Source organism: Haloarcula salinisoli (genome assembly GCF_019599405.1).
Lineage (GTDB): Archaea > Halobacteriota > Halobacteria > Halobacteriales > Haloarculaceae > Haloarcula > Haloarcula salinisoli.
On sequence record NZ_RKLQ01000007.1, the window covers coordinates 1 to 26,276 of the forward strand.

At 63.0% G+C, this 26,276-nt stretch carries 23 protein-coding genes and 1 pseudogene; 13 read left to right on the plus strand and 11 right to left on the minus strand.

The genetic code is table 11. The annotated features are described in order from the left end of the window. Positions 1–356: pseudogene (locus EGD98_RS20235) on the plus strand (FAD binding domain-containing protein); the annotation flags it as partial. A gap of 67 nt (positions 357–423) precedes the next feature. Beyond that, positions 424–597, plus strand: coding sequence for a DUF7957 family protein (locus EGD98_RS21415; RefSeq protein WP_483867034.1), 174 nt, complete (start codon positions 424–426; stop codon positions 595–597). A gap of 70 nt (positions 598–667) precedes the next feature. On the opposite strand, the gene EGD98_RS20240 is transcribed toward EGD98_RS21415, so the two are convergent. Further along, a complete protein-coding gene (locus EGD98_RS20240; protein ID WP_220590177.1) occupies positions 668–4,003 on the minus strand; it encodes a HEAT repeat domain-containing protein in 3,336 nt (1,111 codons plus the stop codon). A 364-nt stretch (positions 4,004–4,367) separates the two neighbouring features. Here EGD98_RS20240 and EGD98_RS20245 point away from each other — a divergent pair, with 364 nt between their 5' ends. Beyond that, positions 4,368–4,973 (plus strand): YIP1 family protein, encoded by a 606-nt coding sequence (locus EGD98_RS20245; protein WP_220590178.1) that lies wholly within the window; start codon positions 4,368–4,370, stop codon positions 4,971–4,973. Between the two features lie 220 nt (positions 4,974–5,193). Here the strand turns inward: EGD98_RS20245 and EGD98_RS21370 are convergent, their stop codons facing one another. Continuing rightward, positions 5,194–5,415, minus strand: coding sequence for a hypothetical protein (locus EGD98_RS21370; RefSeq protein WP_236039705.1), 222 nt, complete (start codon positions 5,413–5,415; stop codon positions 5,194–5,196). Positions 5,416–5,520: 105 nt separating this feature from the next. Here EGD98_RS21370 and EGD98_RS20250 point away from each other — a divergent pair, with 105 nt between their 5' ends. Both EGD98_RS20250 and EGD98_RS20255 read left to right on the plus strand, forming a co-directional pair. Further along, positions 5,521–5,760: an antitoxin VapB family protein gene (locus tag EGD98_RS20250; RefSeq protein WP_121513230.1), complete on the plus strand. Its 240-nt coding sequence runs from the start codon at positions 5,521–5,523 to the stop codon at positions 5,758–5,760. Further along, positions 5,757–6,149: a PIN domain-containing protein gene (locus EGD98_RS20255; protein ID WP_220590179.1), complete on the plus strand. Its 393-nt coding sequence runs from the start codon at positions 5,757–5,759 to the stop codon at positions 6,147–6,149. Before EGD98_RS20250 ends, EGD98_RS20255 begins: the two co-directional genes overlap by 4 nt. 1,185 nt (positions 6,150–7,334) lie before the next feature. On the opposite strand, the gene EGD98_RS20260 is transcribed toward EGD98_RS20255, so the two are convergent. From EGD98_RS20260 to EGD98_RS20275, 4 genes are all read right to left on the minus strand, one after another. Further along, positions 7,335–9,161, minus strand: coding sequence for an archaea-specific SMC-related protein (locus EGD98_RS20260; RefSeq protein ID WP_220590180.1), 1,827 nt, complete (start codon positions 9,159–9,161; stop codon positions 7,335–7,337). Between the two features lie 66 nt (positions 9,162–9,227). Then, positions 9,228–9,860, minus strand: coding sequence for a rod-determining factor RdfA (gene rdfA, locus EGD98_RS20265; protein WP_220590181.1), 633 nt, complete (start codon positions 9,858–9,860; stop codon positions 9,228–9,230). A 185-nt stretch (positions 9,861–10,045) separates the two neighbouring features. After that, positions 10,046–10,813, minus strand: coding sequence for an IclR family transcriptional regulator (locus tag EGD98_RS20270; RefSeq protein ID WP_220590182.1), 768 nt, complete (start codon positions 10,811–10,813; stop codon positions 10,046–10,048). Between the two features lie 419 nt (positions 10,814–11,232). Continuing rightward, a complete protein-coding gene (locus tag EGD98_RS20275) occupies positions 11,233–12,087 on the minus strand; it encodes a beta-keto acid cleavage family enzyme (RefSeq protein ID WP_220590183.1) in 855 nt (284 codons plus the stop codon). Between the two features lie 213 nt (positions 12,088–12,300). Here EGD98_RS20275 and EGD98_RS20280 point away from each other — a divergent pair, with 213 nt between their 5' ends. The 4 genes from EGD98_RS20280 (at position 12,301) to EGD98_RS20295 (ending at position 17,086) form a co-directional block, all read left to right on the plus strand. Then, positions 12,301–13,077 (plus strand): SDR family NAD(P)-dependent oxidoreductase, encoded by a 777-nt coding sequence (locus tag EGD98_RS20280; protein WP_220590184.1) that lies wholly within the window; start codon positions 12,301–12,303, stop codon positions 13,075–13,077. Between the two features lie 143 nt (positions 13,078–13,220). Then, positions 13,221–14,504: a sugar ABC transporter substrate-binding protein gene (locus tag EGD98_RS20285; protein ID WP_220590185.1), complete on the plus strand. Its 1,284-nt coding sequence runs from the start codon at positions 13,221–13,223 to the stop codon at positions 14,502–14,504. Positions 14,505–14,519: 15 nt separating this feature from the next. Next, on the plus strand, positions 14,520–16,091 hold the full coding sequence (locus EGD98_RS20290) for a sugar ABC transporter ATP-binding protein (RefSeq protein ID WP_220590186.1): 1,572 nt from the start codon (positions 14,520–14,522) through the stop codon (positions 16,089–16,091). A 92-nt stretch (positions 16,092–16,183) separates the two neighbouring features. Beyond that, on the plus strand, positions 16,184–17,086 hold the full coding sequence (locus tag EGD98_RS20295) for an ABC transporter permease (RefSeq protein ID WP_425433359.1): 903 nt from the start codon (positions 16,184–16,186) through the stop codon (positions 17,084–17,086). A 129-nt stretch (positions 17,087–17,215) separates the two neighbouring features. Here the strand turns inward: EGD98_RS20295 and EGD98_RS20300 are convergent, their stop codons facing one another. Then, positions 17,216–17,971, minus strand: a complete 756-nt coding sequence (locus EGD98_RS20300) for an SDR family NAD(P)-dependent oxidoreductase (protein WP_220590188.1) — start codon at positions 17,969–17,971, stop codon at positions 17,216–17,218. 191 nt (positions 17,972–18,162) lie between these two features. On the opposite strand from EGD98_RS20300, the gene EGD98_RS20305 reads away from it, so the two are divergent. The 4 genes from EGD98_RS20305 to EGD98_RS20320 all read left to right on the plus strand — a co-directional run bounded on the left by EGD98_RS20305 (position 18,163) and on the right by EGD98_RS20320 (position 21,672). Then, positions 18,163–19,620, plus strand: coding sequence for an aldehyde dehydrogenase family protein (locus EGD98_RS20305; protein ID WP_220590189.1), 1,458 nt, complete (start codon positions 18,163–18,165; stop codon positions 19,618–19,620). An 89-nt stretch (positions 19,621–19,709) separates the two neighbouring features. Continuing rightward, positions 19,710–20,819 carry an amidohydrolase family protein gene (locus EGD98_RS20310; RefSeq protein WP_220590190.1) on the plus strand — a complete coding sequence of 370 codons (1,110 nt, stop codon included), beginning with the start codon at positions 19,710–19,712 and terminating at the stop codon, positions 20,817–20,819. Then, on the plus strand, positions 20,816–21,241 hold the full coding sequence (locus EGD98_RS20315; protein WP_220590191.1) for a metal-sulfur cluster assembly factor: 426 nt from the start codon (positions 20,816–20,818) through the stop codon (positions 21,239–21,241). Before EGD98_RS20310 ends, EGD98_RS20315 begins: the two co-directional genes overlap by 4 nt. Before the next feature lie 5 nt (positions 21,242–21,246). Beyond that, a complete protein-coding gene (locus tag EGD98_RS20320) occupies positions 21,247–21,672 on the plus strand; it encodes a universal stress protein (protein WP_220590192.1) in 426 nt (141 codons plus the stop codon). 135 nt (positions 21,673–21,807) lie between these two features. Here EGD98_RS20320 and EGD98_RS20325 read toward each other — a convergent pair whose 3' ends face one another. The 4 genes from EGD98_RS20325 to EGD98_RS20340 form a co-directional block, all read right to left on the minus strand. Next, the gene (locus EGD98_RS20325; RefSeq protein ID WP_220590193.1) at positions 21,808–23,847 is read right to left on the minus strand and encodes an AMP-binding protein; all 2,040 of its coding nucleotides are present in this window, start codon (positions 23,845–23,847) and stop codon (positions 21,808–21,810) included. 62 nt (positions 23,848–23,909) lie between these two features. After that, positions 23,910–24,407, minus strand: a complete 498-nt coding sequence (locus EGD98_RS20330) for a gamma carbonic anhydrase family protein (RefSeq protein ID WP_220590194.1) — start codon at positions 24,405–24,407, stop codon at positions 23,910–23,912. Positions 24,408–24,477: 70 nt separating this feature from the next. Beyond that, positions 24,478–24,867 carry a Zn-ribbon domain-containing OB-fold protein gene (locus EGD98_RS20335; RefSeq protein ID WP_220590195.1) on the minus strand — a complete coding sequence of 130 codons (390 nt, stop codon included), beginning with the start codon at positions 24,865–24,867 and terminating at the stop codon, positions 24,478–24,480. Continuing rightward, positions 24,864–26,030: a thiolase domain-containing protein gene (locus EGD98_RS20340; protein ID WP_220590196.1), complete on the minus strand. Its 1,167-nt coding sequence runs from the start codon at positions 26,028–26,030 to the stop codon at positions 24,864–24,866. The genes EGD98_RS20335 and EGD98_RS20340 overlap by 4 nt, the downstream gene beginning before the upstream one ends. Positions 26,031–26,276 lie beyond the last annotated feature (246 nt).

Here is a 26,276-nt window from a genome sequence, read left to right on the forward strand (position 1 = left end):
CCATACGCACCAGCCAGCGCGAACGGGCGGTGACGACGCTCCCACCGGTCTTCGAGTCAGTGGTGACCGAGACACCTGACTTGTTCGTCCAGGCAATCTATGACCTCAGCGTCCCCGAGATGGTCGTCGATCGAGTCTGTATGCTCGGTGATAGTGCATTCGTTGCGCGCCCCCATACCGCAGCGGGCACCGCAAAGGCCGTCGGCGACGCAGTCACCTTCGCCGAGACACTCTCCCAACACGAGTCACTGGAGACGGCACTCACAGCGTGGAATCAAGCTCGGCGGGCTTATGGGGCTCAGCTCGTTGCCAGGGGCACACGGATGGGTGAGGACCGACTGAATCTGGGTTCGTAGGTGGCGGCGCCAGGTCCTCGGGACAAATCAGGACCGCTCAATTCGGGTTCGAAGGCCGACGGCAAGCATGACGGCAAACAGTGAGAGACCGATTCCGCCGGCGAGTGACGAGGGTGGCAATCCGTTTGCTGGGCTTGCTATGGATGATGGTGCGTTGATCGGTGGGACCTGGCGAGGCGTGTCTGTTACCATCGACGCTGCGACGGGGGCGTGGGAGAATCCCCAGCTCACCAACTGTTGACGCCACGGAGTATACCACGTCTGGTTGCCCGCCGGAATGGGGTATTATGAGAAGCGGTTGGGGCCGGCGGTCAGGTCGCGTCGGCTTCGCTTCCGATGCGCTCCGGGGCGGCCGCGTCGAGCGCGTCAAACGCACGCCGGTGGTGAATCAGGACGAGGACGAGGGCCGCCGTCTCGCGAACGGCGCGGGCGGCGTTCGCGTCGGCCAGCGCGTCTTCGATCGGGTCGATGACGTCCGTGACTTCGATTTCGTCTGCCGCCCGGTAGCAGAGTCCCAGCCGGTACAGCGCCGCGACCCGTCGGTCGGCGTCGTCGCCGTCTCGGACGATGTCACGGAGCGGGCCGAGGTCGGCGTCCGGGTCGTCGATGTCGGTCCCCCTGTCGGCGTCCGGACCCGGCAGGTCGGGAAAGCCGGCGTCATCGCCCGGCGACACGGGCGGGTCACGGCCCGCCGCCGTGAGGGTCTCATAGACGACCGGTCGGAGTAGTGGCGGGTTGGTGTCGAGGCGACCGTCCAGTCGGTCGAGCGCGTCTGCGGAGAGTTCCCCGGCCCGGTCACACAGCAGACTCCAGGCGTACTCGCGGACCAGGACCGGCTCGGCGCCGTCCGTCGCGATGGAGACGGCCCACTCCTCGACGGCGTCGAGCGGCCCGCCGCCCAGCCCCGCCAGCCCGACGCGGCGGACCACAGTGCTCGGGTCCTCGGCCGCGACGCCGACGACCTCGTCCCAGTAGGTATCTGCAAACGCGGCGATATACGCCAGCACGGCAAGGCCCTTCGCCCGGACGTACCAGCGGTCGTCACGGGTCAGCTCGCGGACTTCGTCGACGAACGCCCGGGCCCGTTCCGTGTCGTCGGTATCGATAGCAGCCAGCGCGACGAGTTTGTACAGCAACAGCGCGCGGTTGTTCGCGGCGAGGTCGACGTCGAGCCCCTCGACCGGGACGTGTTCAGGATGGGAGCGCAACTGGTACAGCACCCGCTGGACCATCTGGTCGTCATCGTCGTCGGCGTAGGCCAACAGGAGTGGCACGGCCGCCTCGTCGACTGCCTCGGCGACCCGCCGGAGGACCGCTCGCCGGGCCGGGTCACAGGGTATCTGGGCGAGATAGCCGGGCTCGAAACTGTCGTAGGTCTCGATGACGATGGTCGCGAGTTTCTTCAGGTCAGTCTTCGGATTGGACTGCTGGGTGCGGAATATCGCCCGGTAGACGCGCTCGGGGTCGGTCTCGGGGAACTCACCGTGGGCCTCCGCGATAGCGGCGAGAGCGTCCAGCGCCACCGTCCGTGCTCGATACGGCTTTTCGAGCAGGTTCAGTAACGGACCGGCCGACGGGAGCGGCGCCCGCCCGTTTTTCACGAGGTCGGCGAGAGAGTCGAGCGCGGACTGCCACTCGTTGATCGGCGGGTCGTGGCCCTCCTTGGGCTCGACGCGGTCGAGCAGGGCCAGCAGTTCGTCGTATGGCGGGTCGGCCCAGAACGCGGGCGCGCTGCGGGCCGCGACGGTCCAGACAGTCGGGTCGCCGCTTCGAAGCCCCTCACGGACGGCGTCGATGTCGGGCAGCGTGCCATAGCGGGAGGTCTCGAGGAGGTCGCGCCGGGCCGCTGGGCCGCCCTCGTGGTCGGCGATGGTGGCCGCGTCGGCACGCTCGGCGACGCTCGGGTCGGCCCGTTCGATGGCCACCGCGATTCGGTTGCGGACCGCAACGTGTTCATCCTCGACGAGCGCGTCGAGCAGGGCCTCGACGACGGCTTCGCCGTAGATTGAGGCAAGCGTCGACGCCGCCAGTGCGCGGATTCGGGCGTCGCCGTCGGTCCGGAGAACGGCAAGCAGCGCGTCCCGGGTGGAGTCGGACACCGCTGGTTTGTCGGCCGCCGGGCCGTCGACGGCGCCCGCCTCTGGAGTGGTCAGCGCGGCCGCGACCACCCGAGCGCCGTCCGGCGTCGCCGAGTCGTCCACGACGGCCCAGAGCGACGCCTGCCCGCTACAGACCGGGTTGTAATGGCGCTTCTCGATGTCGCCGAGCACCGCGACGGCGTCGTCGACGGCGTCGGCGAGTCCACTCGCGAAACACAGTGCTGGGTCGTCGGCGCCGACTGCGTCGAAGTCCGGAACGGGGGTGTCGGGCTCCCTCCGAGTCCGCCGCCGGAGGTCCTTGGCGACGCGTTGCGGGTCGCCCCTCGCGTTGTCGTAGATGGCGGTCGCGAGCGTGGTCCGGGCGTGCACGTCGAGGCAATCCGCCGCTCGCCCGCGAATACGGGAATCGGGAGCGGTCCGGACGTAGCGGACCAATCCTTCGAGGGACTCGCGGCCACCATCTGCGTCGAGCGCACCGACGAGGACCCGTTCGTCGGCAGGCCGGCTCCCGTCGTCGTGGAGGGCGTCGACGAGGGCCGGGGCACCGTCGCCACGACGCCACAGCGCCCGGGCGGCGTCCCGGCGGCGGTCCGCATCGGTTCTGACGAGCGCCTCCAAGGCGGCCGTGTCGAAGCTGGCTGGCTCACGGAGGACCGCGCGGGTAGCTGCCGGCTTCAGTCCGGTTCGCTCCCGGAGTTCGGTCACCAGCTCCCCGATTCGGTCGGCGTCGAACCACGCGTCGTACAGCTCGGCGTCGCGGAGCCACGCCCGGACGAACGTGTCGCGGTCGAAGACGAGTCCGTCCTCGGGCCAACAGCCCAGTCGGTGTTCGACCCAGTGCCACTCGAATCGGATTCGGTCGCCATCGGCGGTGATTTTCGGCCGGAGTCCCTCGGCTCCGCCGGTGCTGGACTCCTCCTCACCGTCGACGAGGTCTCGTAGTCGGGCGCCTATCGCGGCCAGGAACTCTTCTGGGTCTTTCTGGTGCCAGCCGCTCGTCGTCCAGAGTGGCACCCCCGGGACGGTCACTCTGACAGCGTCGCCGTCGGGGTCGAACTCGATTCGGAGGTCGGACAATCGGCCCGCATATGGATTCCTGTCGTCGGCCAACACCGCTTGGACTCGAAGCTCGGTCGTCTCGATGCGGACGCGGTCGGGCCGCGTTGCCTCACACGCCGAGAGCGGCCCCGCGTACATCGGCCCGTCGCCCCAGAGAATCGACGACTCCCCGGGCCATACGCCTGGGCCGAACCCGATGCGGAGGAACGGTCCGGGGTTTCGCTGGCCGAATCGCACCCGTTGGACCGTCTTCCGTCCGACCAGTCGGACGGTCCCGTCGGCCGTCGAGACGCCCACCGGCTCGTCGGTCGCGTGGACCTCCTCTGGGGACACGGCGAGTCCTAGCGTTCGGGGTTCGTCGACATCGGCCGCGGTGAGGTGACCGTCAGGGTCACGGACCGGAACCGTGCCGGTCTCGTGTTCGAGGGCGAATCCGTCGTCACTCTCCCGGACCGTTCCCGGGAGAAACAGGTCGCTCTCGCACGTCATGGGATAGTTCCAACGACGGCTGGACATACTAAACAACCACTGTGACATTGCGACACACACCCAAGGCTCGGTGAGAGAAGGAGCCACACGTCATCTGTACTAATCGATAGATGACACGATCGAGAGTGCCGCGAGAAACATAGGCGATGGTCCTGGTTGGGGCGATAATCACGACCACCTCTTCAAACAAGCCGGAACTGGAAATCCCTCTTCGTTTCAGCGTCTGTTGAGCGAATATGTTGCTCACTGCTGATGCGCACGCCTCAGTCATCCTTTCGAAGGCCGAAGACGTCTATTTTCGACCTCTCACCGATTCTGTCTCTAATCAGTAAACTTATTGACGAGTCGAAATACGCGATAACCAATGCCCTACACACCGCTATTCGCTCCGGATGAGTTTTTCGCTCCGGATGAGTTTTCCGCTCAACGGCCTCCGTCACTAGCCGGTGCCGCGATCATCTTAATTTTCACAAGTGTCGTCGCCGTTGCGAGTGGGGTGCCGTACGCAGACCAATTTCCGTCCGAATTCACGCCCGAAGGACTTGTGTTCGTGTTTCTCATTGCCGGTTTAATCGGCGGTGCTGCTCTCTGGACCGTATTGACAGTTCCCGTGTATCTCCTGACCGCGATCGTTGGCGGCACTGGCTCGATCGCCCGGACTGCGGCAAACATCGGATGGGCATCGCTTCCGCTCTTGTTGCGACACACGATTCTGACACTCACTATCTGGGTCCTCACGCTTACCGGAGACGCTCCACCGATAGCGATGACTCAAATGCAGCCTCCGTCTCCGTTGTTCCTATTTAATCTCCTCACCGGTGTCATCACCTACGTTTGGCTCGGGTATCTTTTCACGTACGCCATCCGGGATGCTCGAAATCTGGATATTCGACGCTCGGCTGGCGTCGCAGGAATTGTGATTATGATCCCGCTGCTTAATACTGCTTTGAGCCTCTTTGGAGTGTTTTAGCAGAAGTTTCGATTCTGATGATCTGCTGAAACCCTCCGGAACTGAGCGGAAATGGTTGTTGGGTACAGAGGATGTACTGATCGTTGGTCTGCTCGGTTGAGCATGCTGCGATAATCACGACCAAATTTCCCGGAACAAATCAGTACTGAAAATCCCTCTTCGTTGCAGCGTCGGTTTAACGAATACGTTGCTCAGTCAGTTTGCGTATTGAATTTTCAGGTTAGCAGCAGTTGTTCCCATCGGGATTCCATTCACACGCATCGCCCGTTGTGAGACTCTCCTCATCAATATGAGCGGAAAGACAGGCGTGGTTACAGAAGTACTCCGCTGACCCGCAGTCATCAGTATAGTCGCCGACACAGATGGGCTCATGGTCAAAGATTCGCGACTCGCAGTACACACATACCTCGTCAACGTCGTGTGTTTCGATAGTAGTCGACATACGTGTACTAAGAACCCTCTCAGTCAAAACGCTGATTCACTTGTTCTGTTCCATCGTTTGCCCCCACAAGGATTAATCCCTGTCAACGCGAACGTCAACGTAACAATGGCGACCGCAGATGAGCAGATTCGAGTTAGCGACACGGTGAAGCGAGAACTTGACCGCCGCCGTCGGGAGGGCGAGAGCTATAACGATGTGTTGCAGCGGATGCTTGAGGACGACCGCGACCTCATGGCTGGGTTCGGGCGGTGGTCAGACGAACAGGCTGACCGGGCCCGAGAGGCACGTGAGAAGTCCAAGCAGAAGTCGAAAGACCGGATGCGTCGGCTGGCGGACGACGAATGAAAGTACTCGACGCGACATTTCTCATCGACTATCTCAACGGTGTCGACGCCACCGCCGAGTATCTACTGGCCCATGACGATGAACGGTTCATTATCCCGGCCCCAGCGTACGCTGAGGTCCTCGTCGGAGAGGGGAATGTCCTGGACGGCGATGTAGCAGCGGTAAAAGCCGACCTCTCGTGGGGTGAGGTTTACGAGACCGACGAGGAGACAGCCGAGATAGCCGGCGAAATCGCTAGCGAGGTTGGACCGCAAGGCCCGTTCCTCGCGGGAATGGATGGTCTCATCGCCGCCGTGGGCCGAGAACTTGATGCACCCGTGGTTTCCGGTGACAGTGATCTTACGCACGATGAGACCAAGCGGGTCGTGGACGTTGAAGAGTATCGTTGAGTGACGGGGTCTGGTTGATTTCGGGTGTGATCCCTGTGCTCGTTGTACTGACCGTTAGAAAGCTTGGTTGAGCATCGGGCGATAATCACGAGCAGTTTCCTGAAGAGAGCTACCAGCTCTGATTACCGTGAGAGGCACGCGCAGAGATCGAATACGCAGAAACCAAGCCAAAGGACAGTACTCACAGAGTTGATTTCGGATTTCTGGGTCGGGCCAGCTACTCAGTAGATTTGTGCACGGGCTGCAGCGATTGTGCCAGTTCAAAGAGGTTTCCAGTAGCCGTGCAAGATACATCGCGCATAGTCCCCGCTGGAGAACCCAGCAATCGAGCTCTACAGTTTACCGGCGTCAGATTCGTAGTTACGCTGGCGTTTTGCTCTCATCTAGCAGGGTGGAAAACGATGCTTGCCGTACTCTCTTTGGCACCTGCTAATAGTCTCACTGATTACCCGCCTCCAAGCGCACTTCCGAAATACAAAAATATCAGATATACATAAGTGTCAGAATTAGCTTACGAATGCCTCGACAGCGTGATCGTCAGGACTGACAGAGCCATCGGTGCGTGGTGCCGCCCACCGTACTTCGTATATAAAACTGTCTGGACACTGGCTCTTCGTACACTGGATAGGTCTCGTGTCCCGGCCAGAAATAGCAGATACACCCGCTGACGCGACGGTAGCAGCAACCCGACCGGCACACTCGCTGCCTTCGGACCACGAGACGAACACCAGTCTATCATGTTTAGGGACTCCGAAGGGCTCACTGTACATCTCTGTCTCCGCCCGTACGAACGATTTCTCGAGCCCATCTGTGACGGGATGTCTGCGATAAACGGTCCATAGGTGCTTTCGCTCGGCGGATACGCGGTAATCAAGCAACCATGGTGTCACCGTGAGTCGCTTGAACGGGTTCGGGAAGTGCGCAGAGTGGAACGGGCCAAAACCCACCATATCGTATATTTCTGAAATATCATACTGGGAGTTCTATATCTGATATAATTATGGGCACGGTGCCCCAGCATACCAGCACCCCTGTCTCGTCTAGCACTCTGGGGGTCATGCCGTGATTGGGTTCGGCATCCGTCGCGACGCGACCCTCGTGACCGGCTGCTCGAGAATGGCAACGACTAACTCGTGGTATCAACCATCCAATTAGGTATCATCTCCCCTGTTTCATACAGCCCGACTAGACAGTTGGCGCCTCCTCGTCGGAGACGGTGTCCCAATCCGCCGGTGAGAGTACGTGGCCATCGAACTCACCAGCCTCAGGGTAGGCGGTCGTGACCAGATATTCGGTTCTGGCACTGAGATAGTCCACGAGGGTGTGGATGTGCTCGCTGGCCAGTCCTCCGAGGTCATCGAGGAGGATACAGGGGACCTGGTCAGCGACGTCGAACGCTTCGTGGCCGGCGAGTGCTGCGATGAGCCCGATTAGCTCGACCTCGCCTTCGGAGAGTGCATCGACAGATATCTCACGACCGTCCCGGGCGATGAGCAGTTCCAGTTGCTCGGTGCGGCCGGAGTCCGGGTCGACGTGCTGTTTCAGTCGCGCCCGCTCGAAGCTCGGATTGAACTTGTCGACGACGTCTTCGAGCGCCTCAGTGAAGGCGTTGCGTGCAGTCCTGATTACCCGCTCGTGCCGTGAGCGCAACGCTTCGATCTCGTCTGAGAGCGAATCGAGGCGCTCTTGGAGTTGCTCACGCTGCTGGGCCTGTGATTCCAGTTGCTCATGCTCCTCCCGATGGCGTTCGAGCTTCGTTTCCGTCCGCGCGATTTCCTGGTCGAGTGATTTCCGTCGGTCGTCGGTTTCCTGGACTCGTGTTTCGAGCGTTTCGACGCGCTCACTGCACTCTGTGAGTTCGTTTTCGGCCTGCGAGAGTTCTTCGCGCGAGTCCGCAAGATTCGTCCGGAGCTCGCTCAGACCGTCTTCGAGTGACTGTTTCCGCCGCCGCTGTTGCTCCGTCTCGCGCTGTTTATCCTGGAGTTCCGACACCGTCGATTGCAGCTCCGACCGCTGTGCTCGGCGGTCGGAGATGGCATCGCTCAGCCCGTCCATCTGTTGGTCGATATCGTCGCGTGTCGTGTCACTGCCACAGACCCAGCAGGTGAGATAGTCGCTGTCGATTCGGCGCTCCACGTCCGAGACGACGTCGAGGTGTCCCTGGTCGAGTACTTGCTTCGTAGCGTTGTACAGCGCTTCCAGCGTCTCGATTTCCTGGTCGATATCCCGGAGTGCGCGCTCTTTCTCAGCCAGGGTCTCGGGCAGGTCGGGGTCTGCTGAGACTGTCAGCTCCTCCAGTTCGCTCTCTTTCTCCGAAATCTGTGCTTCCAGCGATTCGATTTTCCCTTCGAGTCGGTTGACGCGCTGACTGGTTTGCTCGCGCTCGCGGCGCGCCTGCGTGAGTTCCGAACGGAGTTCTGTCTGGTCACCGCCCGCACCGGTATCGCCGTCGAGTGTGTCGGCCTCCGCCTGTAGTTTTTCGAGTTCTGACTCGAGTTTGTTGATGGCGTCAGTCTTCCCTGGCAGCTTCTCCGCCGCCTGTTGTGCGCGGTCGAGTTCGGATTCGACCGTCTCTCGCTCCGCTTTCAGCTGTGCAATCTGCTCTTCGATGTCCTCCTGTTCCAGTGGTTGAACGAGATGTGGGGTGAGGTCATCGCCTTCGCGAACCGCCCTGCGAATCCGGTTTCGCTCGTCCAGAAAGGCGAACAGTTCGGCGGCGGCCCGCGCGCGCTCGTCGGTCAGATAGGGCTGGCCGTCTGCGACGACCGTCTCACCAGTCCGCCGAAGCGCGCGCTCGTACTCGTGGTCCTGTGTCTGTAACCGAACGTGACCCTCCGCTGCACCGTCGGTGAGGGTCGCGGACGTGACAGACCCACCCAGTACTGTCCGTAGGGCGGTTACCAGCGACGTTTTTCCCTGCCAGTTGCTTGCCTGCACGGCGTTGATGCCGGACTCGACGGTCGCCTCGCCGTTGCGAATTCCGGCAATATTCGAAATCTCGAGGTCCCACATATACATTATTACTGGTGACCGGTGACTTAAATCGGTCGCTCAGTGGCGGATTCTCCCCCGGGACAGTCAGTCGTCACGGTGGTCAGCACAGACATAGCCCTGCTCGTAGGCTTGCTCGACGGTGACGCGAGTCGGACACTCCGGACAGGAGAGGTACGATTGGACCTGCAACTGTGCGCCGTCGACATCGCTGATCCGGCCTTTGTTTCCGAGTGATTGCAGTGCCGATTCGAGGTGTGAGCGGTACGTGTTGGTCGCGACGCGTACCCGGTCTATCTCCCACTCCGTCTCTGCACTGGAACTGTCCTTGGTCGTGTCGAGGCAGTCTTTCAGATGGCGTGAGAGCGTGCTCTTGCCGATGAACTGCTTCGTCGTCGTCTCGCTATCGATGCCGTCGTCGGCGAGTTCCGAGCGGAGTTCTGCCCGCTTGTGGTCCGGGATATCGTTCCCCTGGAGCACCTCGTAATCCGAATCGAGACGGACACTCGAGTCGGAGCGCCCGTGGTCGCGATAGATTGCCTTGAGCACCTGCTTGTTGAACCACTCCGAGAGCGTGCGAAGACCGGCCGAGTCCGTCTCGCCCTCCCCGGTCCATCTGGCGACGAGATACGAGTCGAGGTCCCCCTCGAAACGGGCGGGTGGGGAGAGACCGTGGGTGGCCCGAACGCGATCGACTTTACAGCAATGCGTCGTTCCCATCGATTTGACGCTAAGACAGTCCCCGGTACTAAGATTTGTGGTCGCTACGAGAGGCCCGTCGTGGAACAGCTATGGGACGGATATAGGGTGTCCCAGACCGGGGCAAGGCACCGAGCCTTTTTGGGACGGGTATAGTGGTGTCCCAGATGGGGAAAATAGGAACTGGACGCCCTGTCACCGCCGGCTCACGGCATCGAAATTTCGAGTTCGAACTCGTTAGCGATGCCCAGAACCTGGTTCGGGAGTTCGGTCTCGAACCAATCGTCGTCCATGCGCTTTGCGGGGCTTGCAGCGCTGAACGAGCCGATAACGCGGTCATCGGGGCCCGTAACCGGCACGCCGACTGCTTTGATGCCGTCGAGTTGCTCCTCGTGGTTGAACGCGAAGCCGCGGTCCCGTATCTCGTCGAGTTCCGCGAACAGTTCGTCACGGTCGGTAATCGACCGGTCGGTCTCGGGTTCGAGGCCGTGGCGGTCGATAATCTCGTCGACACGCTGGCGTGGCAGCGACGCGAGAATCGACTTGCCGCTGGCCGAGACGTGCAGTGGCGCCTGTTTGCCGATAGTCGAGTAGTTCCACACGGCGTGTTTCCCGGAGTGGGTGTAGAGGTAGACGCCGCGACCGTGCTCCTCGACGAGGAAGACGGCTCGGCAGTCGGTCTCCTCGGCCAGCTGTTCCGTGTACGACTGGATGACCTGGTGCTCGTCCCGGAGGTTGCGAACGTGGGTTCCGAGTCGCAGGAACTCGAGACTCAGCCGGTAGAAATCACCATCCTTCGCGACGAACTCTTCCTCGACCAGCGTTGCGAGATGGCTGTGGACCGTACTCGACGCCATGTCGAGCCTGTCGGCGAGTTCGGTCACCCGCACCGGCCCGTGGTCCTCTAGCGCCCGGACGATTTCCAGGGTGGTCCGTGTCGTCTGCAGGGTGCGTGACTGTGTGTCGTTGTCCATGCGCACACTCTACGCGGACAGTATATAAAATCCATTGCTGGGGGACACGTAGTGCGTGCTATTGTGTCGCACTCGGGTCTTCGTTGCTCGATACTCGATTCGTACCGTCCGACACTGCGTACAGCGGACGTAGCGGCGTTCTCCGTACCGAATCCCCAATCGATATATAAAATCCCCTCGACGGGGACGGCAGCGAAAAGCTGTCCACCTGGGTGACGAACCGACCAGAAAGTTGTGATTGGAATATTCTCCCGCTTCATTCGAAAGAATCCTCGCTGATTAAACCACGCGCGAGAGACTGTGAGAGAGCGATTCACGAGATGGGGATTTGCGGACGATAAATCGTTATAGACTGAGCATCCAGCACCGCCACTCACCGCCGTTGACGTGTGGAAAAACAGGGGGGCGAGACGACCCGGTCAGAGACCCAGCATCGCGCGGGTCTCGTCGGTGTCAGCGATGGGGCGGTTCAGCTCATCGGCGATACGGGCCGTGCGTTCGACGAACTGCGCGTTGCTCTCGGCGAGTTCGCCCTTGCGGTAGTAGATGTTGTCTTCCATCCCAACCCGGACGTGTCCGCCCATCGTGATGGCCATCGTCGTGAGGGGGAGCTGGTGTCGCCCGACCGCGAGCGCCTGCCACTCGGCGGGCTCGGGGAGGTTATCCACGAGGTTCACCAGGTTACGCGGATGGGCCGGAGTCCCCGTCTGCATTCCGAGGATGAGGGTACACCAGTACGGGGTATCGAGGAGCCCCTCGTCGACGAGATGCTCCATCTCGGGGTAGTGGCCGGGGTTGAAGACCTCTAGCTCGGGTTTCACGCCTGCATCCCGCAGGCGCTGTGCGTACTCCTCGTTTTGCTCACGGGTGTTCACGGCCGTCCTGGTCTGCCCGAAGTTCATCGGCCCGAGGTCCATGGTGGCCATCTCCGGGCCCGGGTCGGTCTCCAGTACCGGCGCGATGCGCTCCTCGCGGGAGAAGATGCCCCCGCCGCCAGTCGTGAAGTTGACGATGATATCGTCGCAGTACTCGTCGATGGTGTCGAGCAGTTCCTGGTACCGGGCGACGGACTTCGTCTTCTCGCCGTTCTCGTCTCTGGCGTGGAGGTGGACGATGGAGGCGCCGGCTTCCTCACACGCCGCGAGGTCCTGTGCCACCTCGACGGGCTGTTCCGGGAGATTCGGATTGGCGTCTTTCCCGTGGTGGCCTCCGGTTGTCGCGACGCTGATTATCAGCTTCTTCTCGAAGTAGTCGGCGTACCCGCTGTAAGGCATGGTGATAATCGACTCGGAACTGATATTTAACCGTTGTGGTGGTGCGTCGGTGTGAGTCTGGGGCAGGGCCACCAGCGACCCGGTCTGATATCCGTCAACCGACCGCCGAGCGCCCCTGTGTAGCGGTTTCGGCATTTCAGGAGCGATTGGACCACCCCCGAGAGACGGCGTGTCACACCAAGATTTATATACCAAGTGTAACACTTCTGTGCCATGCGTCCCGAGAGTACCGCAATCGTCACCGGTGGCGCCCGCGGTATCGGACAGTCGATCTGTGTAGAGCTCGCCCGCCGTGGGGCCTCAGTCGTCGTCGCCGACCTCGACAGCGAGGAGATGGCAGAGACGAAGGAACTGGTCGAGGAGACAGGCCAGCGCTGTGAACTCGTCGAAACGGACGTCGCCTCCAGCGAGAGCGTCCAGAAGACGGTCGAGTGGGTCCTCGAGGAGTTCGGGTCCATCGAATACCTGGTCAACAACGCCGGCATCGCCGGGCCGACAGCACCCTGTGAGGAAGTCTCCACCGAAGAGTGGGAGCAGACACTTGCAGTCAACCTCAAGGGTCCGTTCCAGATGTGTCGTGAAGTCCTGCCCCACATGAGAGCAGAGTCATTCGGCCGGATCGTCAACATCGCGTCGGTGACCGGGAAACGTCCCCTGCCGAACCGAACGCCCTATGCGACGAGCAAGATGGGCGTCATTGGATTCACGCGAACCCTCGCTGCCGAGGTGGGTGAGGAGAATATCAACGTCAACGCGGTCTGTCCCGGGTCGGTCGATGGGCCACGCATCAGACGAGTGTTCGAGCGGCAGGCGGACGAAACCGGCCAGACCTACGAAGAGGTCCGTGCGGAGGTCGAACGCGAGGCTGCCCGCGGCGAGCTGGTGGACCGCGAAGACGTCGCCGGCCTGGTCGGCTTCCTCTGTTCCGAGCAGTCAGAACGGATTACCGGTCAGGATATCAACGTCTCTGCGGGCAAGGTGATGTACTGACTCTCCCCTCGGAACACGCAGGAAGGCGGCGTCACAACTGGCTATACGCACCGGCCGCTGAGAGGTAGAGATGCCGTTGAATCGGGCCAGGTGATTCTGCATGAACAAAACATATATATAGTAACTGTCTGAATTGAGGGTGTATGACGGGCAAGCAGTCTCGAGAGAGTAGACGGTCGTTTATCAATCAACTCGCCGGTACAGCCGGGCTAGCCGCCATGGCCTCGCTGGCGGGCTGTGGTGGATCGTCCGGTAGCGGCGATGACTCGCTGACTTCGATGGGCTCGATCGCCAACCGAAACAACTCCTACTGGCTGAGCTGGGAGAAAGGCTACTTAGAGGCGGCCGAAGCGTTTGGCTACGAGACCAACGTCCAGACCAACAACGGTGAGGTCTCGACACAGCAACAGCAGTTCGACACGGCGGTGTCGAACAACACGGACTTCATCGCCGGGCAGACCTACACCAACGCAGCCGCAATCACGCTGGCGGAGACGCTGGCCCAGAGTGGGACGCCGGGTGTCCTCGCGGTGACTATCGCCGATTGGTTCGTCCCCCAGGACGCCGGCGAGGAGTACGTGACGTTCTTCACGCCACACTTCGTCAACCACGCCTACAGTGGCGCGAAGATGCTCTTCGAGGCCATGGGCGGCAGCGGGACGTTCGTCCATATCGAGGGCAACCGCGGGACTGCGCCGAACATCGGGCGAAACAAGGGTGTGGACCTGGCCCTGGAGGAATACCCCGACATCGAGATGGCCGGGTCGCGCCAGCCGGGCAACTTCATCCGGTCGGACGCCCGGAGTGTCATGAGCGACAAAGTGTCCGAGTTCGGTGACGACATCGACGGGTTCTTCGGTCAGAACGACGCCGTCGCACTGGGTGGGCTCACCATCCTCGAGGAGAACGACATCGACGTGCCGGTGGTCGGTATCGACGCCAGCGAACCGGGCCTGGCGGCCATCGCGAACGACCGCATGCTCGGGACCGTCTCCGGGATGGGACCGTGGCAGGCCGGCTGGTCCGTCGCGAAGTGTCACGACTACATCAACGGCCACACCCTCAGTCCGGCCGAGAAGATGATGTCGTTCAACGCACCGGTCTGTACCAAGAACCCGGGCGAGTGGCAGGACGTCATCGAGCGACTGCCCGTCGTCGACGCCGCCGAGTACAACGATGCTATCTTCTCGGGCGAGACCCCCTACGACTGGACGAAGATGTCCGTCGTCGAAGCCGGCGAGGACGCGTGGGACCCACAGATAGACATGTCGCCGATGAACCTTGAGGACATGCGAGAGGTCCTCGACTGGGAAGACGGGGACAAGCCCTCGGGCTACAGTCTCCCCGGTGTCTACACCGATAGCGCAACGCAGGAGGAAACCACCCAGCTCTACGAAGACCAGTTCCAGACGAACCCACTGCAGTAACTCCGAACGCCCATAATGTCATCAGAGACACACGCGAACACGGCCGACACGGCGCCCGACTCCACCCCCGACACCACCAGCAGCTTCCGTGTCGAGGGCATCTCGAAGTCGTTCGGACACGTGCAGGCACTCGACGAGGTGTCGCTGGAGGTAAACCGGGGCGAGGTCATCGGCCTCGTCGGCGAGAACGGTGCCGGTAAAAGCACGCTGTTGAATATCCTCACTGGGGTACTCGAAGCGGACGAGGGGCAGCTCTACGTCGACGGCGACCCGGTCGCGTTCACCAATCCGCGTGAAGCGGCCAACTACGGTGTGTCCCTGGTGCACCAGGAACAGGACGTCATCACGACGATGCGAGGCTACGAGAATCTCTATCTCGGCCGCGAGAAAGAGCGCCTCGGCGTCCTGGACATGGAGACGATGCGGGAGGAAGCACAGGCGTTCGTCGACGACCTCGGTATCGATATCGACGTCAACGACTACGTCCGGGACTACACGTTCAACGAGCGCCAGATGCTGGAGATAGCCAAAGCGTTCCACGTCTCCCAGAAATCCGACAACCCGGTCATCCTGCTCGACGAGCCGACCGCCGGGCTCGAAGAGAGCGGCCGCGAGCTGCTTTTCGACCTCGTCAACGACCTCCGGGACCGGGCGACGTTCGTCTTCGTCTCCCACGAGCTGGACGAGGTGCTGGAGATATCAGACCGTATCTACGTCCTGAAAGACGGCGAGCGGGTCGACATGACCCACGTCGAAGACGCGACGACGGAGTCGCTGCAGCAGTCGATGGTCGGGCGGGAGACGGCCGACGAGTACTATCGCGTCCCCGACCAGCGCCGAGACGCAGAGCTGGGCGAGGTCACCATGGAAGTCGACAACGTCGCCCACGAAGACGTGGTGGGCCCGGCGTCGTTCTCACTGCGCGAGGGCGAGATATTCGGTATCGTCGGCGTCGAAGGCTCTGGCAAGCAGCGCTTCGGTCGCATGCTTGCCGGGGACCTCGCGATGACCGAGGGGTCGATGGCCGTCGATGGAACTGAGCTCACGAACCCGTCCGTCTCGGACATGGTCGACGCCGGTGTCGGCTACATCCCGAAAGACCGGAAATCGGAGGGACTGCTCCTCTACCAGTCGGTACTCGTGAACACGTCGCTCGCGATGATTCGGGATATGAACGGCAACATGCCGATGCTCGACCTCGAGGCCGAACAGGAGGCGACCGAGAGCGCCATCGAGGAACTCGCTATCAAGACGCCGGGGCCGAACGCACTCGTCCACGGGCTCAGTGGCGGGAACCAGCAGAAAGTGGTCATCGCCAGGTGGCTCGCACAGGACACGCCCATCCTCGTGATGGACAACGTCACGCGTGGTATCGACGTGGGTGCGAAAGAAGAGGTGTATCGGCTGTGCCGGGAGCTGACCGACCGGGGCGTCTCGATAGTCTTCATCGGCGACGAGCTGCCGGAGGTCATCGGGATGTCGAACCGCATCGGCGTGATGGCCAAAGGCGAGTTTGTCGCCGAACCGTTCGACGCCTCGCCGGGCAACAAACCGACCGAAGAAGACCTGATTCAGGAGATGATATAATCATGAGTACAAGCAGTGTCAGCGAGTGGATTACCGAGCAACGTGAGCAGCGCACCCTCCAGGACTGGATTCAAGACCTCGGCCCGTTCGTCATGCTGTTTGGCCTGATGGCCATCTTCAGCCTGACGACGGAGACCTTCCTCACTGAGGGGAACCTGCTAGACAACGTCGCGAAAAACGCCGTGACCCTGCTGCTAATCGCGCTTGCAGGGACCTTCCCCATCCTCCAGCAGAGTATCGACCTCTCGGTCGAGTCCGTCGTCCTACTGACCGGCGTCGTCACCGTCGTCCTCATCGCCGAGTACAACCTCGGGTTGCTGGCGATTCCGATCGCCATCGGCGTCGGGATGCTCGCGGGCCTGTTCAACGGCCTGGTGTTCACGAAGCTCAAGGTCCCATCCTTCCTCGTCACGCTGGGGACGCTATCAGTGATGGCCGGGGTCGGAAAAATCATCACCGGTGGGTCGACGATCACCTTCCGGAACGATTCTATCCGGTCCATCGCTACCGGGAACGTCCTCGGTATCCCCAACCTCGTGCTCTGGGGCCTGCTGATTTACGTCGCCTGCATCGTCCTGGCCTTCCGCACGAAGTTCGGGCGGTACTGCTTCGCGCTGGGTGAGAACGAACGTGTCGTCGAACTCGCGGGCGCGAAGGTCGACCGGTACAAGATATATCCGTTCGTGCTGTCGGGACTGCTCTGTGGTATCGCGGGCGTCTTGCTGACGCTCCGGATCTCCTCGGCCTCACCCAACATCGGGAGCGGGAACCTGCTGCCGAGTATCGCCGCTATCGTCATGGGCGGGACGGCACTGACCGGCGGGGTCGGTGGTCCACACCGGACCATCCTCGGCGTGCTCGTCATCGCGGTGCTGAACAACGGGATGAACCTGCTCGCCGTCGACTCCTTCGTCCAGGAGATCATCCTCGGACTGGTGGTGGTCGCGGCTGTCGCGCTGTCTATCGACCGCGACAAGATAGACGTCGTGAAGTAAGCCGGTTCCCTGCCTCCGGTCGCTCTTTCTGTGGCGCCGTACGGTTCGTTTAATCCCCGGCTGTAGCGGACTCGACACGCGGAGACGTCACTGGCGTGGTCGATAGCAGTGGTCAAAAATGTGCGCTGCTCAGACGGTGAAGCCGCCGTCGAGAACGAGGTTGTGGCCCGTGACGAACGAGGCGTCGTCGCTGGCCAGGAACAGGACGCCGTCGGCGACCTCTTCGGGTTGCCCGGCCCGCCCCAGTGGTGTCTCTTCGAGGAGGCCGTCGATGGTGTCGCCGTCCTCGACCGTCATCGCGGTCTCGATGACACCGGGGTTGATCGCGTTGACACGGATTCCGTTCTCACCGTGTTCGAGCGCGAGTTGGCGCGTGAGGTTCGTCACGCCGCCCTTCGAAGTGCAGTACAGCGACGAGTTGTCGATAGCTCGGAGCCCCGCGATGGAGGACATGTTGACGATGGCCCCGCCGTCGTCTTGGTCGGCCATGACGTCGAGCGCGGCCTGACAGCCGAAGTAGACGCCCCGAAGGTTGATGTCCATGAGCATGTCGTAGTCGTCGGGCTCGGCGTCCAGAATCGGCATCTGTCGGTCGATACCGGCGTTGTTGACCATCACGTCCAGCGAGCCGAAGGCGTCGACGTGTGCCTCGACGGCGGCACGGATGTCGTCGGGGTCGCTGACGTCACACTCGACGAACTGGACCGCCTGGCCCATCTCCGCGATGATCTCGTGGGTCGGGTCGCCGCCCATCCGTGGCTCTTCCTGGATGTCACTGACGGTGACACTGGCGCCTTCCTCGGCGAACTTGCGGGCGATTGCGCGCCCGTTTCCCGACGCGGCACCCGTCACTAGAACTGACTGACCGTCGAATCGTGCTGACATATTCCGTCTCTGGATTTCCTTGCGGCCCGAATAAACATTTATGATGAATACTGACAGTTGGTCGGCAATCGAACCCGCTCTGGAGGGTGGATTGATGTTCGAATCCCCTGTTGTGTCGGGCAAGCGGCCCGACCTGTAGCCCTCGGCCGACACAAAGAATTATGCACGTTCGGGGGAGTGATGTAGATAGAATGCAGACCGACCAGCAGACAGCAATCGCCGACCAGTACGGCGTGCTGATAGACGGGCGCGAACGGGACGCCTCTTCGGGCGAGACCATCGACGTCTTCGACCCGGCGACCGGCGACCGGCTCACAAGCGTCGCGGCCGCCACGGAGAGCGACGTGAACGAGGCGGTCGACGTGGCTCAGGAGGGGTTCGAGACCTGGCGTGGCTACACCCCGGCAAAGCGGTGTCGGATACTCAACGACGTGGCCCGGGCAATCCGCGAGGAGAAAGAGCGCTTCGCCCGCATCGAGACGCTGGAGAACGGGAAACCCATCTCCGAGGCAATCGGTCAGATAGAGCGCTGTGCCCGCCACTTCGAGTACTACGGCGGCCTCGCCGACAAGGTGGAGGGTGAGAGCATCCCGCTCGACGACGACCACGTGGACTACACGATTCGGGAGCCGCTGGGCGTCACCGGCCACATCGTCCCGTGGAACGTCCCAGCCTATCTCTTCGCGCGCAGCGTCGCCCCGGCACTCGCCGCCGGGAACGCGGCCGTCGTCAAGCCGGCCGAGGAGACACCCATCGGCGCGCTCGAACTCACCAAGCTACTGCACGGGAACGGCGTGCCCGAGGCAGCCGTCAACGTCGTGCCCGGCGAGGGCGAGCCCGCCGGCGCGACGCTCTCGGGCCACCCCGACATCGGGACAATCACCTTCACCGGGTCGACCGTCACGGGGCGTGCGGTGGGGAAAGCGGCCATCGACAACCTGACCGAACCGCATCTGGAACTCGGCGGCAAGAGCCCGCTGGTCGTCTACGAGGACGGCGACCTCGACGTCGCCGTCGAGGAGACTATCAAGGGCATCTTCGCGACGAACACCGGACAGGTCTGTTCGGCCTCCTCGCGCGTCGTCGTCCACGAGGACGTGAGCGACGCCTACGTCGACAAACTCGTAGCCGCCGTCGAGGACCTCACCATCGGCCCCGGCGTCGACGACTACGACGTCGGACCGCTCGCCTCGGCCTCCCACATGGAGAAGGTCGCCGACTACTTCGACATCGGTCGCGCGGAACTGGGCGACCCGGTGACCGGCGGCAACGTCCTGGACCGCGACGGCTACTACGTCGAACCGACGGTGTTCGTGGACGTCCCACAGGACGCCCGGATTTGCCAGGAGGAGGTCTTCGGGCCGGTGCTGACCGTGAGCACGTTCGCCGACGAGGCCGAGGCCATCGGGCGAGCCAACGACGTTGACTACGGACTGGTCGCGGGCGTCATCACCACCGACATGGGGCGGGCCCACCGGTTTGCCCGGGACGTCGACGCCGGCCAGATATACGTCAACGAGTGGTTCGCCGGCGGCAACGAGACGCCCTTCGGCGGCTTCAAGGACAGCGGCGTCGGCCGTGAGAACGGCACCCAGGCCATCCACAACTACACGCAGATCAAGAACGTCTGTCTCGACATCTCGAACTGATAGCGCCGGCCGGCGGCAGTCACCGGGGACGACGAACCCCCCTGTATATTCCGAACGTTTAATAGCCATAGATTTGAAGAATAACCTGTATGCTAGAGAACGGCGAGCTGGTTGTAGACGCAGTGTCACACTGCTTCAACCACGCAGACGACAATCACCTCCACCCGCACGCCCAGCGGTGGGACGACGAGACGTACGAACTCGGCGAGCAGTTGATGCCCGAAGAGTACGTGTTTCCGGAAGAGATATTCTACCGGGACCACCAGCCCGAAGAGCTCGAACGGCTGCTCTTCCTGGAGAGCCAGATCGACTACTCGGTGTATCACTCGCTCCCGCTCGATGACTACTTCAAAGACGGCTACGTCTCCCGTGAGAAAGGGTTCGAGCTGCGCGACCGCAACCCCAACCGGATGGGGATGATCGTGGACATCAATCCGCTCGAAGACGACGCCGTCGAGCAGGTCGAGTACTACGCGAAGAAGAAGGACGTCGACGGCATCAAGCTGTACCCGTCGCGCTACCAGAACGGCCGCGACCTCTCGTTGCAGCTGAACGAGGATACGGTCCGGCCGGTCCTGGAGAAGGCCGCGGACCTCGACATCGGGACCGTCGGCATCCACAAGTTCATCCCGTTCGCGACGGCGCCGACCAAGTACTTCCGTATCGACGACGTCGAGGAAGCGGCGCTTGCCTTCCCCGAACTCAACTTCGAGGTCATCCACGCCGGCTTCTCGTTCCTCGAGGAGACCGTCTTCGCGATGGCCAGTCACGACAACGTCTACGCGAACATCGAGAACACGGCCCACATGGCCTGCAGTCGGCCCAAGAAGTTCGCCCGCAGCCTCGGCGAGATGCTGTACTGGGCCGGTCCTGACCGCATCGTCTTCTCCAGTGGCGCGACGGCGCTGCACCCCCAGCCACCCATCGACGCCATCTGGGACTTCGAGATGCCCGAAGACCTTCGGGCCGGCGAGGACTACCCCGAAGTCACCCAGGAAGACAAGGAGAAGATACTGGGCAAGAACAAGCTCCGCCTGATGGGCAAGGACCCAGAACAGGTCAAGAAAGACATCGAGGGCGACAAGTGGGACCAGAAGATCCAGGAGCTGAAAGAGCGCGGTGAGTATCCCGCGGCGCCGTGGTCGACCTACGAGGAGCCGACCGAGGGGGCCTCGAAGGAGCGTGTGAAGTACGTATGAGCACCGAAGCCACCGACCACGTCCTGCCGACCACGGAGTTCCAGAACGAGGTCAAAACCGAGGTGAAGGCCGAACTCGAAGCGGTGCTCGACCCCTGCAGCTGTATGAGCGAGCATCCCGTCAGCATCGTCGACCTCGGGCTCGTCGACGACATCGAGTGGGACGAGGCCTCGAAGACGGTCACCGTCCACCTCCTGTTGACCTCCCAGCGGTGCACCTACTTCCTCGACATCGACGACGAGATCTGCGAGCGCGTGGGCGAACTGCCCGCCGTCTCCGACGTCGAGGTCCACCAGGTGACCAGCGGGGAGATATGGACCGCCGACCGGATGGCCGAGGACGAACGCCAGGCCCGACGCGAGCGCTTCGAGCGACGCATCGAGGAGGCCGATATCACACCCTACGCAGAACGGTCTGAGTGATACGTATGCCACGACGGATACTGATTCCAGTCGACGGGTCGCCACAGGCGAGCGCGGCACTCGCCCACGCCAGCGAGGTCCATTCCGAAGACGAACTCGTCTTGCTGCACGTCATCGAGTACAGCGAGTCGATCACGGACCCGGAACGAGGCGGGCGGAAACAGGCCGAAGGCTGGTACGCCAAGGCCCAGAAGGACGCCGAGGCGCTCTTCGAGGAGCTCCTTGCGGATATCGACCGCGACGGCGACATCACGACCGTTATCGTCGACGGGTCACCGTCCGGCGAGATAATCGACTACCTCGACGACCACGACATCGACCAGGTCGTCGTCGGCGGCCGCAGGCGCTCACCGACGGGGAAGGCCATCTTCGGGTCGACCGCACAGGAGGTCACGCTGAGCGCGGACTGCCCAGTGACAATCGTGCACTGAGGGCACCATCCCACCAAATCAGACCCCAGCCACTACCTGCCCGGACTGGCGTCGGCCGGACTACGGGCACTCATTCTTCGTTTTGGCCGTGCCGAGAAGAGACCGACCAGCAGCGACGCGACCCCCCGTAGCCGACTACCGCGCGGCGTCGATGGCGTCGAGCGCGCCCGGGTTCTCGACGCTGGAGAGGTCACCGATGTCCTCGCCGGTGTGGCGGGCCTGGATGGCGCGGCGGACGATCTTCCCGGACTGGGTGACCGGGAACTCGTCGACGAAGCGGACCTCGCGCGGGCGGAACGGTTTCCCGAGTTCCTCGCCGACCAGTTCCCGCACCTCGCCGCGCAGGTCGTCGCTCTCTTCGACGCCGTCCTCGGTGACGACGTAGAGCGCGACTGCCGTCCCGGTGGTGTCGTCGGGGACGCCCACGGCGGCGGCCTGATTGATGCCGTCGTGGTCCATGGCTGCCCCTTCCACCTCCGCGGGGCCGACCTTCCGCCCGGCGATGTTCAGCGCGTCGTCGGCCCGGCCGTGCAGGAACCAGAACCCGTCTGCGTCCTTCTGGGCCCAGTCACCGTGGTCCCAGACGTCGTCCCACGTCGACCAGTACTCCTCGACGTAGCGCTCGTCACCGCTCCAGAGCGACCGCGTCATCGACGGACAGGAGTCCCGTGCCACGAGATAGCCGCGTTCGTTGGTGTCGGCGATGGAGTCGCCGTCGCCGTCGACGATGTCGATGTCCATGCCCAGCCCGGGCCCGCCGAGCGAGCAGGGTTTGAGCGGCTGGGTCGGCATCGGCATGAGGAAGCAGCCACAGATCTCGGTGCCGCCAGAAATGTTGATGATAGGACAGTCGCCCCCGCCCACCTGCTCGTAGAACCACTGCCAGCTCTCGGGGTCCCACGGCTCGCCGGTCGACCCGAGGATGCGAAGCGAGGAGAGGTCGTGCTCTTCGACCCAGTGGTCGCCCTGCTTTCGGAGCGCGCGAATCGCCGTCGGCGAGATGCCAAAGTGGGTGAGTCCGTGACGGTCTATCATCTCCCAGAACCGGTCGGGTTCCGGGTGGTCCGGCGCGCCCTCGTACATGAAGATGGTCCCACCGAACGTGTGGTTGCCGATGAGCGTCCACGGGCCCATCATCCAGCCGATGTCGCTGACCCAGAAAAAGCGGTCGCCGGGTTTGACGTCGAAGCCGAAGTACAGCTCCTTCGCACACTGCAGTTGCACGCCGGCGTGCGTGTGGACGATCCCCTTTGGCTTGCCGGTCGTCCCCGAGGAGTACAGCAACATCGACGGGTCACTGGCGTCGAGTTCGACCGTCTCGAACTCGTCACGCTGTGTCTCGACAGCCTCGTCCCACGTCTCGTCGCGGCCTTCGGTCCAGGGCACGTCGGTTCCGGTGCGTTCGTAGACAACCGCCGACCTGACGTCGGTCGCGGCCTGGTCGATGGCCTCGTCGAGCGTGTCCTTGAGCGTGACCTCGCTGCCCCGGCGATAGAAGCCGTCGGCGGTGAAGACGACGCTGCTCTCGGAGTCCTCGAGTCGCGTCGCCGTCGCGTCGACGCCAAAGCCCGAGAAGACGGGGACTGCGATGGCACCCACCTTGAAACAGCCGTAGAGAATCGAGACGACTTCCGGCACCATCGGCATGTACAGGGCGACGGTGTCGCCCTGCTCGATGCCGCGAGCGTCGAGTGCGTTGGCGACCTTGTTCGATTGCCGGTGGAGTTCGTGGTACGTGACGTCCCGCGTCGTCCCGTCCTCGCCTTCCCAGAGACAGGCCACCGAGTTCCGCCGGTCGCTGTCGACCGCTGCGTGCTTATCCAGGACGTTGTGGGCGAGGTTGATGCTGCCACCTGCGTACCAGTCGGTAAACTGCGGGCCGTCGTACTCGACCGTGGTCCCGTCGGCCCGCGTGACGCCACGCGTCTCGGTCTCCCGGACGGTGTCGTAGTCCTCGTAGAACTCGATGTCGAGGTAGTCGACGAGTTCGTCCCAGAACCAGTCGACGCCGCTCGCTTCGACGCCCTCGATGTCGGTCGTCGTGCGCTCGATGAGTTCGTCGTAGTCGTCTATATCGTGTGCCTGCATGAACGCCCAGACGTTGGTCGACTCGACGGCCGACTGGGTCGGTTCGTGGACTATCTCGTCTATGTCTGTAAGTGTCTCACTGGCCATGGACCTACAGACACAGATGTGGACGGAGAGGCGCTTAATTCTTCTCCCCGGAGCGGCCCGACCTACTCCAGCCCGGCCGCTTTGTAGGTCGCGGTGTGGTCGACGTAGAGCTCGTGGACGCGCTCGATTTCAGCCTGCTGGGCCTCGTCGAGCGGCTGTGTCGACGCCGGGACGCCGTAGGCCACGTGACCCGCGGGGACGGTCTGGTCCTCGGTGACGACACAGCCAGGGGCGACGATACTGCCCGACTCGACGTGGGCCCCCTGCTGGAGCGTACTCGACATCCCGACGAGCGCGCCGTCCTCGACTGTCGCGTAGTCGATGACGACGTTGTGTCCCACGGTGACGCCGTCGCCCAGTGTCGCCCCGTGGAGCATCGAGAACTCCTGGACGTTCGTCTCGTCGCCGACGACGACCGCCTCGCGGTCGCCCCGGAGACAGACGAACGGCCAGCAACTCGACCGCTCGCCCACCCGGACGTCACCGACCAGATACGCCATCTCCGAGACGAACGCCGACTGTGCGACTGTCGGGCTCTCGCCCAGTACTTCGCGTTGCATGGCTGGGACGGACGAAGCCGACGTACTTGAAGCTAGCTCCAGCGGCCCGGAGACAGCTCTGACTGAACGCCTATCGCGGCTCGAAGACGAGCGTGGGACGCTTGCGCTCGTCGGTCCGCTGGATGGCGAGGGTCACGTCCGTCCCGTGCTCGACAGCCTCAGGGTCCGTCTCCGCGACGACGCCCGTCAGACTGACCGGGCCGAAGTCGGCGATAGCGGTGACGTAGGGCGCGCTGTCCGCGAACGCCGACGTGGCGACGTGAACGACCGTCGCGGCCTGCACCCGGCCGGTCTCCGGAAGCGCTTCGACGGTCAGCGACTGGGCGCCACACTCGGGACAGACGCGACGGGGCGGCACCGACCCGTGGCCGTCGGGACAGGCGAGATAGAACGGGTCGCCCGTCTCGATGGCCCTGCAAAATTCGTCGTGGGTCCGCGATGCGGTCTCGCGCTCGCTCATCGGGCCACCTCCAGGACGTGGACGGTGGTGCTGGCGACAGTGCCACCGGCGCTGTGTGTGACCCCTGTCGAGGCCTCGGAGACGTAGTCGCTGTTCGGGTGGTCCCCACGGAGGAGCCGCGTCATCTCCACGACCTGACTTGCGCCGGTGGCTCCCACGGGGTGGCCCTTCGCCTTGAGCCCGCCCGAGCAGTTCACCGGCAACTGGCCGTCCCGCCAGGTCTCGCCCTCTCGAGCGGCGGTGATGGCCTCGCCGGGGTCGTACAGCCCCAGAGCCTCCAGGGCGAACACCTCCGCACAGGTGAAACAGTCGTGTACTTCGACGAGGTCGATGTCGGCCGCTTCGATACCGGCGTCCCGGTACGCTTCGGCCGCGGCGCGTTCGGTCGCCGGCGTCCGGCTCAGTGTCTCTCGATCCTGCAGGGCGAGGGTATCGCTCGCCTGTCCGGAGCCAGTCACCTCGACCGCCGCCTCGACGTCCGCGTCGCGGGCGTACTCGTCGCTGACGAGGACGAGCGCACTGGCCCCGTCGGTCACTGGACAGGCGTCGAGCAGTCCGAGCGGCGACGCTACCGTCGGCGCTTCCAGCACGTCGTCGACGCTCACCTCGAACTGGAACTGTGCGTACTCGTTCTCCAGGGCGTGTCCGTGGTTCTTCACCGCGACGTGCGCGAGGTCGCGTCGCGACCCGCCGTAGGTTTCGAAGTAGGCGTCGGCCATGAGCGCGTAGGCCCCTGGAAAGGTCACCCCGGCGCTGACCTCGTGGATTGCATCGGCCGCCGTCGCGAGCATCGCTGTCGCCTCGTCGGTGCCGACGTGGGTCATCCGCTCGGCACCCCCGACGACCACCACGTCGGCGTCCCCACACTCGACGGCTCGCACCGCGTGGCGCACGGCGACGCCGCTGGAGGCGCAGGCGCTCTCGAATCTGGTCGCCGGCGCCGACACGCCCAGACTCTCCGCGACGAGGGGGCCGTGGTGGCCCTGTCCATCCGCCAGTTCACCGACGAAGTTGCCGAAGTAGACCGCATCGACGGCATCGGCTCGTACCTCGGCGTCACTCATCGCCTCTATCCCTGCCTCGGCGAAGAGGTCACGTGTCGTCCGGTCTGGATGTTCCCCGAACGGCGTCAACCCTACGCCAGCTACTCTCACACTCGGCATCTGGAACTCGCTACCAACTCACGTGATAAATAACTTGCTACGCGCAACGGCTATCTGGTCAACTCCAGACTGCTGATGCGAAGACGACGGGACGTGACAACGCGTACCAGCAAGGCAGGTGGCTCCTCGACCCCGATATGTATCCGCTAGTCTCCCACCGGAACCGATTCCCGAGACGGGGACACTATACACTAGTCGGCGTTAAAACATCGAACTACCGTCTCGACATCGACACTGCCGGTACCG